The organism is Okeania sp. KiyG1 (assembly GCF_014132355.1).
In the GTDB taxonomy this organism is placed as follows: domain Bacteria; phylum Cyanobacteriota; class Cyanobacteriia; order Cyanobacteriales; family Microcoleaceae; genus Okeania.
In genome coordinates this window covers 109,176-121,890 of sequence record NZ_BLZO01000136.1, presented here as the reverse complement: position 1 = coordinate 121,890, position 12,715 = coordinate 109,176, and the positions used below count along the sequence as shown (strand labels likewise).

Genomic DNA, 12,715 nt, shown 5'->3' with positions numbered 1-12,715 from the left:
AGAGAGTAGTCAGCAATGCTCCTAGAAATAAAGGTAAAACACAAAGTGTCTTAGGAGCCTTAAGCTTGGATGGTTTAATAGCATCAATGGCGGTAATTGGTAGTACAAATAAAAATGTATTTGAAACATATGTAGAGCAAATTTTAGTACCTCAATTATGGCGCTTAAGCAATTGTATTGATGGATAATTTAAGTATTCACGGGAGGGCTAATAATTGAAGAATTAATTAACAAGGGCAGGAGCCGAATTAATATTCTTACCAGCCTACTCTCCAGATTTGTCACAAGCCCGAATTTGAAGAGTCAAAATTTAAAAATTTCCTCCGTTCTTATCAGCCTCGAACTTCAGAAAAATTGGATCGAGTTATTAGTAAGCGCGTTCGCGGAGCGTGGCGTCAGCCGTATCGCTCAAATTACTGAAGATGATGCCATGGGTTGGTTTGAACATTCTGGTTTATTCATATGAAAACTGCTGTAACCCCCTACAATAAGTAGAGGTCATGCGTAAGTCCTAATTATATCATGTTCGGTAGCATCGTTTGTGTATAGAATTTAGTCACAATGGTAAGAAACTCTTCTACCTTCTCCCCTCTGCCTTTCTTCCGCTACAATATAAGTATTCAAGCGGACATGATATTACTGGTAATGATGGTTTTCGCCTTGACCGCTATGTAACGAGGCGCGTGGAATGTAGGCTCAAAAGTTTGGTAGAAAAATGTTCTACCAAATTGGGAGATATCCCCCTCAGTAGAACGTTCTACTGTGTATTGTTAACAATTTTTAGCAAAATAGTATTGGTTAATACAATAAAAACATATCTATAGATATAGTGGTGCGTGACTATATTTTAAAATCCCTGGCAATTTCCGGCAAATACTGTGGCAAATACTGTTAGAATAGAAAATGAAAACAGAAAGGAAAGGAAATGACTAAAAATTATGTAACGCCAGGGGAAGCAACCCGAATCTTGGGAGTCTGTGACAGAACCTTGCGGTACTGGGAAGAGCAAGGAAAAATTACAGCAATCAGAACAGCAGGGGGACAGAGAAGATATGACATCACCACATATACAACTGGGACTACCGGGGATAGGGTTATCATCCTCTATGCCAGAGTCTCCTCAACAAAGCAAAAGGAAGATTTGCAGCGTCAATGTGAATATCTCCAATCCCAATATCCTGATGGAGAGCTTGTCAAAGAAGTTGGAGGAGGACTTAATTACAAACGGAAAAAAATGCTTACCATATTGGAGCGGGTCATGTCAGGAAATGTCCAAACGTATTGTGGTCACATATAAAGACAGGCTCCTTTGATTTGGCTTCGATTTGCGCCAGTGGTTCTGCACCCTACACTCTGGCCAAATCCTGGTTCACGAGCAGAGTTGAAGAATCTCCCGAACCGAGAAATGGTTGAAGACATCCTTTCAATCCTCCACTGTTTCTCGAGCTAGATTGTATGGACTTTGAAAGTATTCATCTCAAATCTCTGCGTATCAGAGTTTACCCAGAAAAACATCTCAATCAAATTTGGAAAAAGTGGTTAGCAGCAAGTAGATATTGCTTTAATCAAGCCATAGCTAAAATGCGTAAACATGGGTTGATTTCAAAGTATGATTTGCGCAAAGTTGTATTGAACAATGAAAGTTTACCAGATTGGATAAAAGAATCACCATACCATCTTAAAGTCAACGCAATTTATGATGCTAATACTGCATTTAAAGCTAGTCGTAAAAGTGGGACAAAACAGCCAAGTTGCGGAAAATTCCGTTCGATTAGAGACCGAATACAATCAATTAAATTTAGGGTCGAAGACTTTAAAAAAGGTACTTGGTTACCATCAGTAACAAAAGGATTAAAGTTATTCGCATCAGAGTTAATTCCGAGTATTAATGTTGAATACCAGCAAAAGCAAAAAGATGGGACATATAAAGTTTGTGTGAGAGAACAATCTTGGAATGCAGAAACTCAATTAATTTATGACAAAAAACGCTGGTTTGCTCTATTTCCAGTAGAGTTTAAATCAGAAAAATCTAGCAGTCTATCCATCATTGCATTAGACCCTGGTGTGCGCAGTTTTTTAACGGGATTTGATGGAGAAAAGTTTATTGATATAGGCAATCGCGATATTACTAGAATCTTTAGGTTGGGACAGCATATTGACAAACTAATCTCTGGTAAGACCGCATTAAAAGGTCGTCAAAATAAATACGAAAGACAGCGAGTAAGTAAGAAAATTAATAGGTTGTTTATTAGGATAAGAAACCTCATAGATGAAGTCCATAAAAAAGTAGCAAAATGGTTAACAACTGAGTATCGTGTCATCTTTCTCCCTACTTTTGAGTCATCCCAAATGGTTGCCAAATCAGGAAAAAGAAACGCAAACTTAACTCGTGCGTCAGTTCGCCAAATGTTAAATTGGGCACAAATCACGTTTCAAACAAACTCTGAAGTTTCATGGTTTAAAACGAGGCGCAACCGTAATAGATGTAACTGAGGAATATACATCTAAAACTTGTACGATCGGGTGGCCATGTTCATCAAAACTTAGGGGGCTCAAAGCATTTTAAATGTCCGCACTGCGGTCACTCAATGCCGAGAGATTGGAACGGCGCTTTGGGGATATTTCTCAAAGCATTGCGTAAGCGTTGCGGCGCGTTAGCGCGATACCGCCAATGTCGATGGTTCTGCTGTCACATTGCTATGAACGGTTTTCCCGACTTTTACCGGGAATTACCGGGCTTGATGTATCTGAAAACTGAGAAAAACTTTTTTGAGAATCTCGGTATAGACTTATATAGATAATGAGCAAAAAAACATGACTACCAGCCAACCAAAAATTATTGTCCTAGATGATGACCCCACGGGTTCCCAAACTGTTCATAGTTGTCTACTTCTTACTAAATGGGATATAGAAACCCTCAAATTAGGATTACTTGATGAATCTCCCATATTTTTTATTCTCTCCAATACTCGTGCCCTGACTCCAGAGCAAGCAGCTAATGTGACACGAGAAGTTACACATAACTTGACCGAAGCGATCGCTCAATTAAATATCCAAGATTTTTTAGTCGTTAGTCGTTCTGACTCTACTCTACGGGGTCATTATCCCATAGAAACAGATGTCATAGCAGCCGAACTTGGTCCATTTGATGCTCATTTCCTAGTTCCAGCATTTTTTGAAGGTGGAAGAGTCACCCGCAACAGCATCCACTATTTAATAGTTAATGGTGTAGAAACGCCAGTTCATGAAACAGAATTTGCTAAAGATTCGGTATTTGGCTACACCTATAGTTATTTACCTGATTATGTGGAAGAAAAAACCAAAGGTAAAATCAAAGCTGAAACTGTAGAAAAATTTACACTTGATGATATTCGCTCTGATAGTTTAGAACGTTTGATGAAAATGACTGGCAATCAATGTGGAGTTGTCGATGGTGAAACTCAAGCCGACTTAGACAAGTTTGCTAATGATTTGTTGGCAGCAGCTAGTCAAGGTAAAAAGTTTCTATTGCGGAGTGCTGCGAGTATTTTAACTTCTTTAGCTGCTTTGGGAAATCAACCTATAGCTGCTGAGGAGATGAGGCAATATGTCAGGAGTGGGAAACCAGGTGTAATTATTGTGGGTTCTCATGTTAAGAAATCTACCCAACAGTTGGAATGGTTATTACAAGAGTCTGATGTAGTGGGTGTAGAAGTAAATGTGTCTCATTTAGTTGAGGACTCTGGGGAGAACAGAGCAACTTTACTCAAAAATATACTCGAAAAAGTTCATACTGTTCATGCAGAAGGGAAAACACCTGTGGTTTATACCAGTCGTGAGGAGTTGACTTTTGAAAATGTGCAAGTGCGTTTGGAGTTTGGTGTAGCAGTTTCCGAGTTATTGATGGATATTGTTCGGGGTTTGCCGGAGGATATTGGATTTTTGATAAGTAAAGGTGGGATTACTTCTAATGATACTCTGAGTAAAGGTTTGGCTTTAACTACTGCTAGGTTATTGGGTCAGGTATTAGCTGGTTGTTCGATGGTGCGGACTCCTACAGAGCATTCTCAATTTCCTGAGTTACCTGTTGTTTTATTTCCTGGTAATGTTGGGGATGTGGATGGTTTGGCGACAGTTTATCAACGTTTGAGTTGATAGTTCTTCCAGGATTGAGTTTCCTCCCTGACCAAGAGCAGGGCTGTTTCAAAGTAAAATAAATCAGGACTTACGCAACGGCACTAATTATAGTGGTTACATCAGGAATAATGACCAATTTATACACAAGATGTAGCGGTGCTGCGTAAGTCCTGTAAATAATCGATTAAAGGAAGTTGGGGACACAATATCCGGAATTTGGGAATTTAAAGAAGTCAGAACTCACAACTCAGAAGTCAGAAGTTAACCCACCCCTAGCCCCTCCCCCGACCGTGGAGGGGAAATAGGGGATTTGAGCAACTCTCCAAAAATATTGCGCCAATTCCGGGCGGGGTTGCGCGACCCATATTATGGGTGATAAGTACGAAAAACGGGGGATTTTCAGGGATGGAGGGTGGGAAAAGTTCCCAAACAATGTTGGTCTGATCAACGGAATTTCTGAAAAATCTATGGAATCACCAAAATTATAAGTACGATAAATTTGGGTAATTTCTAGGGTAAAGGGTGGAAAATTCTCCCCTGCTCCCCTTCTGCCTTAACCAAGAATGAAACAGCCCTGCCTGACGAAGGGGGGGAGCTAACTAAAAATTGGAAGATGAAGAAATAGCGATCGCCGTATGTGTGTGAGCCGTTGCAGGTTTATCTGAAATTTGCAAATTCAAGAGTTCAATTCTACATTCCGCACTTCAAAATGCAGTATTAAAAAAAATTAGGAGTTAGAATTGCTGAATTTCCGTTTGTCATGCTCCGCAAACAGAATTCAGGAGAAAATAATAGTGGTAATATTGGCCTACTTTTCTGTACATGACCCCTGTAGTATAGATACGTCATTTTTGGGCGTTGCTTATTTGCGGGATGAAGTGGTGTGGGGAGTGTGGGGAGTGTGGGGAGATGGGGAGATGGGGAGATGGGGAGAACAAGACAAGAAATATTGGTAATGGTTGAAGATGGAACATTTTTTTATACCGAACTAAACGGATTTGATATTACATAGAATGCCCATTGGAATTATCGTTTTAGAAAAAGAGGAGTATAAAGATGGGTTGCCTTTTGTGCAAAGATTCATCCCTAACTTCAACAATGCCCATTTTTGGTGTATTTTAGCTGAAAACAGGGCACAATTTATGATTAAAAAGCCTTAAATCCTTACTGTGTCAGTTTTTTAAATTTAATCAGCAAGCCCTAAATAGAGGCGATCGCTCACCTACTCTCAAAAAATAATTTTGAGAAAGGTTGGTACTGTCACAAATATCAGAATTATTTCCATAACAATCTGTAATGTCAGCCTAAAAATCAAAGAAGCCAACACCGAACACTATATATATATCGATAAAAATCCAGTTAAGTTAAAAAACCACAGTCAAAACTAACCAAAGCCTTGAGGTTTGTCTTCCTCCACTTCTACATCTGGGAAATATTTGCGAATAATTTCAACATCAGGCTCAACCTCAATCCACAGGCGAGCACCACCTGCTTGACTTCTGTTAGGTTTATGAGGACGATAGACTATTTTGCAATTTCCCAGAATTTCTACTTCGTGGCAGCGATGGTTTTTGCCTCCTTGTTTAACAGAAATAGCTGGAAGAGATGTACCGTGGTCTCGGTTATAGTCGATTTCTTTGCGCAGCACATGGATAAAAGTATTGCCTGTACGAAATCCTTTATTCCAAGTTCCTTGAGGACCTCGACGACCTGGAGTAATTTCTGGCATTCCTCGAGTATTTAAAGGAATTACCCAAAACCGTTTGACTTTTCTGGCTCCTTTGAGACGACCTTGCCTCAAAAGTAACCTGAGTCTAGCAGTAGAAATATTTAAAAGAAATGCTGCTTCTGTTGTACCAACTTTATCTGGTTCAGTATTTGTATCTTTCATAAACTGTTTCGGAACATATTAAAAATAAACGGGATAACAATTAACCATCAAACCACAAAGGATTTAATTTGGCAATAATTTTTTGATTTTTTAGTATTGACTTATAATAGTAATTTTAGTAGAAAATTTTATAATTACCCAAAATCTGAACTTAAGACAATTGCTATACTATTCCGGAGCAGATAAAGGAGAAACTGGGATAATCATTTATCATCAAACCATAGAGGATTTAATTTGGTAAATAATTTTTGATTTTCCAGTATTGATTTATATAGGAAGAGATTAGATGTCAAGGGAAAAGTTAATTGTAGACCCAGGTTTTGTGCATCACCGAAAGATACTAACAATTTTACAATAACAAGGTTCGAGAATTATTAATCAACAAATTAGTTCGATACCAGCAACCACCCTTGAATGGCAAAAAAGAGTATTAATTGACCAGATATACACAAGAATATTGATCGAATTCTGTAGGGTAAATGAAATTAAGACTCTTGAAGAGATTCTTCTGGAAAAACGTTGTAGGCTTTTCTGCTCAATTGTTAAACTTAAACCTTGTCAGAAAATATATGAAAAGGGTGAAAATGACCGTATTGTTTTAGAGCCTGAAGCATTTGAAGGAAGTGAATTAACTTTAGAATTACATATAACTGTAGGTCGCATAACTGCGAGTACATTAAAAGCAGAACTTGAACGCGGTGGTAATTTTGCCGTAATAGCTGAATATTTTGCCTCAAAAGATAATAAATTGATATTTCATCCGATACTATTTTGCTAACAATTGTTAACAATGCACAGCAAGATCAACCTGCTGAGGGGGTATCTCCCAATGCGGTAGAAAATTTTTCTACCACGCTTTTGATCAAAATTCCACGCGGGACCTTTAAGTCGCGATCGAGGCGAAAACCATCGTTACCAGTAACAACTTTTTTACCACCTAAATTATTCAGCATTTCACCAGTCCAGCTAACGGTTTTGCTAGTATAAGCTTCACTTACATCTAAGACGATTTTGTGATATTCAGCAGCTTTATGTTTCAAGAAAAGTTCAAACCTGTAATGCGCCCAATTCAGCATTTGCCTAACTGACTTACTTCTAAGTTTTCTACTTGATTTGATTGTCATCTGAGAAACTTCAAAAGTTGGGAGTAAAATCACATCAAAATTTTGAAAGCGAAGCTCCTCTGAAAGAGGCACTAAAAATAAAGCAACTTTGTGATGCAGCTCCGTTGGGAGATTCCTAATTTTCAATCTCATTCGATTAGCTGCTTTTTTCATCCGTTGCTTGGTTTTAGACTTAGCTTTAGTTAGCCTTGAAATCAAATCATCTAAGTGATAGCAAAGTCTCTGGATTTTGCCAATATCACCAGAACCTATCCAACCAAAACTATTTTCTGAAAATAGGGTTAAAAAGTTTCTAACTCCGGGGTCTAATGCTACAACTCGTCCTTGATTCTCCAGATTGTACTTTGGTAAATCCACTGACAAACAAAGGTAATATTGTCCTCGTTGCACAACTATTCTACCATCCCCAAAAGCTTCTGGAATTGGTTCGCTAAATCTAATTTGACCTAGTTTAGTGTGGTAAATACCTTTAGATGACACTGCCGACTTAGGTATGTAACAAGACTGAATAGGATTTTTACGAGATTTGAATTTAACCTGCTGAACCTGTCCTGTCTTAGAATACTTAACCTTTGCTTCTCTAACTGCTATACAAGCATCACGAATGGCAATGGATTTTATCTGGTAAGGAACAGGTTTAGACCACTCAGGTAAATCATTCAAGATACCACCTTTGATTGCTTTCCAATTAGCTTTGGTATCAGGTTGCATTAGATATTCAACGGTTCGGTTATAGGTAAACCTAGCCACACCTATCCATTGTCTGAGTAGTTGCCTTTGTTCACTATTTAGGTAAATCCGAATCTTCTTTGATTTTTTGCTTGTACTTTCTAAGTCCGTGGACTCTACAGGAGAATATGTGGATGATGGAGAGAACATCGGCGACCATTTCTGATTCTGGACAGTAGATATTTTGCCCTTGAACCACGATTTTTCCACCGTTTTGTTCGACCAAGTACTGTATAAGCTCGAATCCAAATCTGGTAAGTCTGTCCCTACAGGTAACAATAATTGTGAGCTGATCTCCTTGCAAAAGTTTGTCCAGTATGGCTCTAAGACCTTTTCGTTTGAAGTTGAGTCCACTGCCGATGTCTTTGATAACTTCTGCTTCTGGGTACTGGTTTTGCATGAACTCAACTTGTCTATTGAGGTCATCTTTTTGTTTTGCTGATGAGACTCGGCAGTAGCAAATAAGGGAAGCTCTGGTTGCACCCCTGATGTAAGATTGTGTGTTATACAATCTTTGCCCGGCTTCGTTTTTGATAATTTCGATTTTGCCTTCATCTGCATATTTGCGTGTCGGTGTTAGGATGCAAGCTAAGTATTTCTACGGCTTTCCTAAGTGGAACATAACCCATAATTCTATATTAACATATAGGAGCTTATGTGAGCAAATTATCAATAGTTAGTCAACCCTTTTTTTCTTCTTACTTTACTATTGCCTACTTTTCAAAACAAATGCCCTTAATATTCCCCCCTTCGCACTTCCAAACTATTTCCACCCATGCAGAAACAGCTTACCCAAATGAATGTTGCGGTCTAATATTAGGTAAGCAAAACCAACAGACAAAAACAGTCATCGAAGTCTGGCCTGCTGAAAATTCCTGGCAAACAGAAGCAGATGAATATTGGCCAGAACAAAAAGATTTTACAGAAGAACGAAGATATGCAATGCCCCCAGAACTAATGCTGAAAGCAATGAAATATGGAAGAGAACGCCACCTCTCCATCATCGGCATTTATCATTCTCACCCAGACCATTCAGCCATCCCTTCAGAATTTGACCGTACCTACGCCTGGCCAGAATATTCCTATATCATTCTATCTGTCCAAAAAGGCAAAACTATTGACTTTCTCTGTTGGTCTCTTGACCACAACCATCAATTTCAATCAGAAGAAATAATTAAAAGATAGGCAACTTGATGTATTGCAGGTTTAATTTAGATAATTTTGGCAAAATATTAACCATACTTGTCAAACAATACTATCTACTAGAAAAATATCTAGGCCGAAATTGCCATGTTAAATCCGAATCTGGAACAAGTCCAGTTAAATACAGAAGAGTATCAACGTTATTCCCGCCATTTAATTTTACCGGAAGTAGGATTAGATGGTCAGAAACGTCTTAAGGCAGCCAGTGTTCTATGTATTGGTACTGGCGGTCTTGGTTCCCCACTATTGTTATATCTAGCAGCAGCAGGAATTGGAAATATTGGAATTGTAGATTTTGATATTGTCGATCATTCCAACCTGCAACGACAGGTTATTCACGGAACCTCTTGGGTGGGTAAGCCAAAAATCGAATCTGCTAAAAATCGGATTCACGAAATAAACCCTCACTGTAAAGTTGACCTTTACGAGACGAGGCTAAGTTCAGAAAATGCCCTCGACATTCTCAAATCCTATGATGTAGTAGTCGATGGTACTGATAATTTCCCGACCCGCTACCTGGTTAATGATGCTTGTGTTCTTCTAGATAAACCTAATGTCTACGGTTCAATTTTCCGTTTTGAAGGTCAGGCAACTGTCTTTAATTATGAAGGTGGACCTAACTACCGCGACCTCTACCCAGAGCCACCGCCTCCAGGAATGGTACCTTCCTGTGCAGAGGGTGGTGTTTTAGGAATTTTGCCGGGAATGATTGGGGTTATCCAAGCGACAGAAACTATCAAAATTGTTTTGGGTCAAGGTACAACTCTCAGTGGTAGATTGTTACTTTATAATTCCTTGGATATGACTTTCCGGGAATTGAAACTGCGTCCTAATCCAGTACGGCCAGTTATTGAAAAGTTGATTGATTACGAACAGTTTTGTGGCATTCCTCAAGCTAAAGCACAGGAGACAGAAAGTAAGATGGCAATTCCAGAAATGACGGTTCAAGACTTGAAGCAATTATTGGATAGTGGGGCAGATGATTTTGTCTTAGTTGACGTGCGGAACCCCCACGAATATGAGATTGCTCAGATTCCTGGGTCTGTGTTAGTACCGTTGCCAGATATTGAGCAGGGTGATGGTGTGACAAAGGTTAAGGAATTAATGAATGGTCATCGTTTAATCGCTCATTGTAAGATGGGTGGGCGATCGGCAAAGGCGTTAGGTATTCTGAAGGAGGCTGGTATTGAGGGTACTAATCTTAAAGGTGGAATTACTGCCTGGAGTCAGGAAATAGATTCTTCTGTACCTCAATATTGAGGTAGCACTCAGCACTCAGCTATATAGCAGTCAGCTTCTAGTTGCTTGTATAATGGGGGTTTGAATCCCCCGTTAACAGGCATCAAGGGCTAACTACTGAAGCCGAATAATTAGACAAAGTTGGAAAAATCTTAATAAATCTTGAAAACCTGCTGATTATCTGCTATGGTATCTTAAATTCTTCTAAGTTATTAAATGCTTTTTTTCATGGTTTACCAGTTCCAATGAAATCAATCAAGACCAAGTTAAAACTTAACAATCAACAAAAAACAATACTTGCCAAACACGCAGGAGTTGCACGTCATGCTTATAACTGGGGATTAGCAACTTGCATTACTGAGTACGAAGAAACTAAAAAACGCCCAAGCGCCATCACCCTGCATAAGTGTTTAGTAGCTGAAGTCAAATCAATTAATCCCTGGTATTATGAGGTGTCGATCGGGTCCCACAACAAGCCTTAAGGGATTTAGAGAGGGCATTTAAAAACTTTCTAACAATCCCGAGTCGTGGATTCCCAAAATTTAAGAAAAAAGGTAGAAAAGACAGCTTTTACTTAGAAGGAAGTATTAAGATTTTCCAAGGAAACAACATACAATTACCCAGAATAGGAATAGTAAAAACTTATGAAATCTTACCCTCTGTACCAGTAAAAAACGTTACCATATCCAAACGAGCAGATAGTTGCTACATCAGTTTCAAGTACAATTTTGAACAAGATCCAACAGAAAAAGTAGGAGAAACTATAGGTGTAGACATAGGCATAAATACATTAGCAACCTGTTCTGATGGCAGCAAATTTGCTTTTCATGTCCGCGACAGCGGAAACGTCAAAGCCTACAGGCAAGCCAAAAAACACTTAGTTCGTCATCAACGTGCAGTCAGCAAAAAAGTTATTGGTTCTAAAAACAGACGCAAAGCAGTAAAAAAATTAGCAAAACTTCACAAAAAAGCGGATGCGACCCCGCGACGACGTCAGCTCGCTTGCGGAACGCGCACCAAGCAGTAGCTGATATCAGAGCAGATGCACTACATAAACTCACTTCGTGGTTAGCTAAAAATCACAGCACCATAGTAATTGAGGTATGACAATGTAAGTGGAATGTTGAAAAAGCGGTGCGACCCCGCGACGACGCCAGCTCGCTTGCGGAACGCGCACCAAGACACCATAAACTAGCAAGTGCCATAGCAGACTGTGGATTTTATGAATTTAAGCGCCAGCTTACATACAAATGTGAATGGTACGGCAGTGAATTAGTCATAGCGGATAGATATTATCCAAGTTCTCAAATATGTTCAAACTGTGGGCATCAACAGAAAATGCCGTTAAACTTGAGAACTTATGTTAGCGCAGCTTTGCGGAGCGCAAATGTAGTGAATGCGGTTTTGAAACTGATAGAGATTTGTTTGCGGAGCATGACCTAGGAAATGCTGCTATCAACTTGAAAAACTATGTGCATCAGTAGCTTGAGTCTGGAGTTTAGACTACGACAAAATTTCCCAAGATTGTTTTGGGTGAAAAAAGAAGGTAAATTAACCAAAAATTGAGTCTAAGTTTTCAGATTTTTGGCTTTTTTTGTGGGACTTTTTCGTTTTTTTACTACAGGATAACGGGTTCTTTTGCTTCTGATTTTACCTGTTTTCCAACCAGTAGATTTTCCACGGGGTTTGGGAGTTTTAGCAGGAGTTCCAATCTCGACTAAAAGTCCGAACATTGATTGTGCAACCCTCCCTGGACTTAAATTTTTCTGAGGCTTGTGCCAAGGAAGATGATGTTCTTCAACTATATCTCTAGACAGCCATAATTGCCAAGTTAGTAATGGCATGTTTCTCACTCCATCTTTCACATTGATGAGGTGTACTGAGTGCAGGTAATGTCCAATGTAATCTTTGCTTGATAAATCTATACCAATGGTCAACAGCGAAGCGCCTTAAATATTTTTTCCACAGTAATTCTAGGGGGAGTAAATCTAGTTTATATTTACCCATAAAAACTAACCATAAAGGTTTTTGAAGTAGCCCTTTTTTATTAGCTTTAAGCCTCTCAACTAAAATCAGGGCTTTTTTGTTCCTCTTGCGGGAGATTTGACTAGCTATCAGCTATTAGCGCTTCCCTACGGGATGCTACGCAAACAGCTATCAGCCTAAAAATTTGCGCATATAATTAGGTATCTGTTTGGGGAGCAGTCTGTTAGGAAAAGCTGATAGCTAGTTAAGTTTTTTAGAGTGCGATTTTTGGGTTGTGCATTACCAAAGTGTGGGATAAGTAAGTAGGGCAGGCGGTTGGTAATCAGTCAGCACTGATATATATAAGGTTGAGCGTATTTTTGTTGCGAAGGGGGTGCGAGTTGTTAAGCTTGTTGGACCAAAAAGTTAGGACGGCATCAAGACAAGC

The 12,715-nt window shown here is 39.1% G+C and carries 14 protein-coding genes and 2 pseudogenes; 11 read left to right on the top strand and 5 right to left on the bottom strand.

Annotation, left to right across the window (positions count from 1 at the left end):
- The 5 genes and pseudogenes from SAGCYANO_RS32715 to SAGCYANO_RS32695 form a co-directional block, all read left to right on the top strand.
- Nucleotides 1–188: pseudogene (locus SAGCYANO_RS32715) on the top strand (hypothetical protein); the annotation flags it as partial.
- A gap of 737 nt (nt 189–925) precedes the next feature.
- A pseudogene (locus SAGCYANO_RS32710) lies at nt 926–1,553 on the top strand (IS607 family transposase).
- Nucleotides 1,456–2,493, top strand: coding sequence for a transposase (locus SAGCYANO_RS46135; RefSeq protein WP_237396917.1), 1,038 nt, complete (start codon nt 1,456–1,458; stop codon nt 2,491–2,493). The pseudogene SAGCYANO_RS32710 and the gene SAGCYANO_RS46135 overlap by 98 nt, the downstream one beginning before the upstream one ends.
- 321 nt (nt 2,494–2,814) lie before the next feature.
- Nucleotides 2,815–4,134 carry a four-carbon acid sugar kinase family protein gene (locus tag SAGCYANO_RS32700; protein ID WP_202223880.1) on the top strand — a complete coding sequence of 440 codons (1,320 nt, stop codon included), beginning with the start codon at nt 2,815–2,817 and terminating at the stop codon, nt 4,132–4,134.
- Nucleotides 4,135–4,910: 776 nt separating this feature from the next.
- On the top strand, nt 4,911–5,072 hold the full coding sequence (locus tag SAGCYANO_RS32695) for a hypothetical protein (protein WP_202223879.1): 162 nt from the start codon (nt 4,911–4,913) through the stop codon (nt 5,070–5,072).
- A gap of 428 nt (nt 5,073–5,500) precedes the next feature.
- Here SAGCYANO_RS32695 and SAGCYANO_RS32685 read toward each other — a convergent pair whose 3' ends face one another.
- Nucleotides 5,501–6,007, bottom strand: a complete 507-nt coding sequence (locus SAGCYANO_RS32685) for a DNA-binding protein (RefSeq protein WP_202223877.1) — start codon at nt 6,005–6,007, stop codon at nt 5,501–5,503.
- Nucleotides 6,008–6,464: 457 nt separating this feature from the next.
- Between SAGCYANO_RS32685 and SAGCYANO_RS32680 the strand changes: the two genes are divergently transcribed.
- On the top strand, nt 6,465–6,785 hold the full coding sequence (locus SAGCYANO_RS32680; RefSeq protein WP_202223876.1) for a hypothetical protein: 321 nt from the start codon (nt 6,465–6,467) through the stop codon (nt 6,783–6,785).
- A 25-nt stretch (nt 6,786–6,810) separates the two neighbouring features.
- Here SAGCYANO_RS32680 and SAGCYANO_RS32675 read toward each other — a convergent pair whose 3' ends face one another.
- Together SAGCYANO_RS32675 and SAGCYANO_RS32670 are read right to left on the bottom strand one after the other, a co-directional pair.
- Nucleotides 6,811–8,010, bottom strand: a complete 1,200-nt coding sequence (locus tag SAGCYANO_RS32675) for an RNA-guided endonuclease TnpB family protein (protein ID WP_202223875.1) — start codon at nt 8,008–8,010, stop codon at nt 6,811–6,813.
- On the bottom strand, nt 7,916–8,371 hold the full coding sequence (locus SAGCYANO_RS32670; RefSeq protein WP_237396916.1) for an IS607 family transposase: 456 nt from the start codon (nt 8,369–8,371) through the stop codon (nt 7,916–7,918). Before SAGCYANO_RS32670 ends, SAGCYANO_RS32675 begins: the two co-directional genes overlap by 95 nt.
- Nucleotides 8,372–8,589: 218 nt before the next feature.
- Between SAGCYANO_RS32670 and SAGCYANO_RS32665 the strand changes: the two genes are divergently transcribed.
- The 5 genes from SAGCYANO_RS32665 to SAGCYANO_RS46120 all read left to right on the top strand — a co-directional run bounded on the left by SAGCYANO_RS32665 (nt 8,590) and on the right by SAGCYANO_RS46120 (nt 11,745).
- Nucleotides 8,590–9,045: a M67 family metallopeptidase gene (locus SAGCYANO_RS32665; protein WP_202223874.1), complete on the top strand. Its 456-nt coding sequence runs from the start codon at nt 8,590–8,592 to the stop codon at nt 9,043–9,045.
- A 105-nt stretch (nt 9,046–9,150) separates the two neighbouring features.
- Nucleotides 9,151–10,323, top strand: a complete 1,173-nt coding sequence (gene moeB, locus SAGCYANO_RS32660) for a molybdopterin-synthase adenylyltransferase MoeB (RefSeq protein ID WP_202223873.1) — start codon at nt 9,151–9,153, stop codon at nt 10,321–10,323.
- A 224-nt stretch (nt 10,324–10,547) separates the two neighbouring features.
- The gene (locus SAGCYANO_RS46130; protein ID WP_237396915.1) at nt 10,548–10,784 is read left to right on the top strand and encodes a helix-turn-helix domain-containing protein; all 237 of its coding nucleotides are present in this window, start codon (nt 10,548–10,550) and stop codon (nt 10,782–10,784) included.
- 35 nt (nt 10,785–10,819) lie between these two features.
- Nucleotides 10,820–11,329, top strand: a complete 510-nt coding sequence (locus SAGCYANO_RS46125) for a transposase (RefSeq protein WP_237396923.1) — start codon at nt 10,820–10,822, stop codon at nt 11,327–11,329.
- Nucleotides 11,330–11,436: 107 nt separating this feature from the next.
- Nucleotides 11,437–11,745: a transposase gene (locus SAGCYANO_RS46120; protein WP_237396914.1), complete on the top strand. Its 309-nt coding sequence runs from the start codon at nt 11,437–11,439 to the stop codon at nt 11,743–11,745.
- Nucleotides 11,746–11,870: 125 nt separating this feature from the next.
- On the opposite strand, the gene SAGCYANO_RS32650 is transcribed toward SAGCYANO_RS46120, so the two are convergent.
- Together SAGCYANO_RS32650 and SAGCYANO_RS32645 are read right to left on the bottom strand one after the other, a co-directional pair.
- Nucleotides 11,871–12,146 carry a hypothetical protein gene (locus SAGCYANO_RS32650; protein WP_202223872.1) on the bottom strand — a complete coding sequence of 92 codons (276 nt, stop codon included), beginning with the start codon at nt 12,144–12,146 and terminating at the stop codon, nt 11,871–11,873.
- Entirely contained in the window at nt 12,112–12,309 is a 198-nt protein-coding gene (locus tag SAGCYANO_RS32645; protein WP_202223871.1) for a hypothetical protein, read from the bottom strand. The genes SAGCYANO_RS32650 and SAGCYANO_RS32645 overlap by 35 nt, the downstream gene beginning before the upstream one ends.
- Between the last annotated feature and the right edge of the window lie 406 nt (nt 12,310–12,715).

Excerpts from the sequence above, each read along its gene's own strand:
- SAGCYANO_RS46135 (WP_237396917.1), top strand. The coding sequence starts at position 1,456 with ATGGACTTTGAAAGTATTCATCTCAAATCTCTGCGTATCAGAGTTTAC.
- SAGCYANO_RS32700 (WP_202223880.1), top strand. The coding sequence starts at position 2,815 with ATGACTACCAGCCAACCAAAAATTATTGTCCTAGATGATGACCCCACG.
- SAGCYANO_RS32685 (WP_202223877.1), bottom strand. The coding sequence starts at position 6,007 with ATGAAAGATACAAATACTGAACCAGATAAAGTTGGTACAACAGAAGCA.
- SAGCYANO_RS32675 (WP_202223875.1), bottom strand. The coding sequence starts at position 8,010 with ATGTTCTCTCCATCATCCACATATTCTCCTGTAGAGTCCACGGACTTA.
- SAGCYANO_RS32665 (WP_202223874.1), top strand. The coding sequence starts at position 8,590 with ATGCCCTTAATATTCCCCCCTTCGCACTTCCAAACTATTTCCACCCAT.
- moeB (WP_202223873.1), top strand. The coding sequence starts at position 9,151 with ATGTTAAATCCGAATCTGGAACAAGTCCAGTTAAATACAGAAGAGTAT.
- SAGCYANO_RS46130 (WP_237396915.1), top strand. The coding sequence starts at position 10,548 with ATGAAATCAATCAAGACCAAGTTAAAACTTAACAATCAACAAAAAACA.
- SAGCYANO_RS32650 (WP_202223872.1), bottom strand. The coding sequence starts at position 12,146 with ATGCCATTACTAACTTGGCAATTATGGCTGTCTAGAGATATAGTTGAA.
- SAGCYANO_RS32645 (WP_202223871.1), bottom strand. The coding sequence starts at position 12,309 with ATGGGTAAATATAAACTAGATTTACTCCCCCTAGAATTACTGTGGAAA.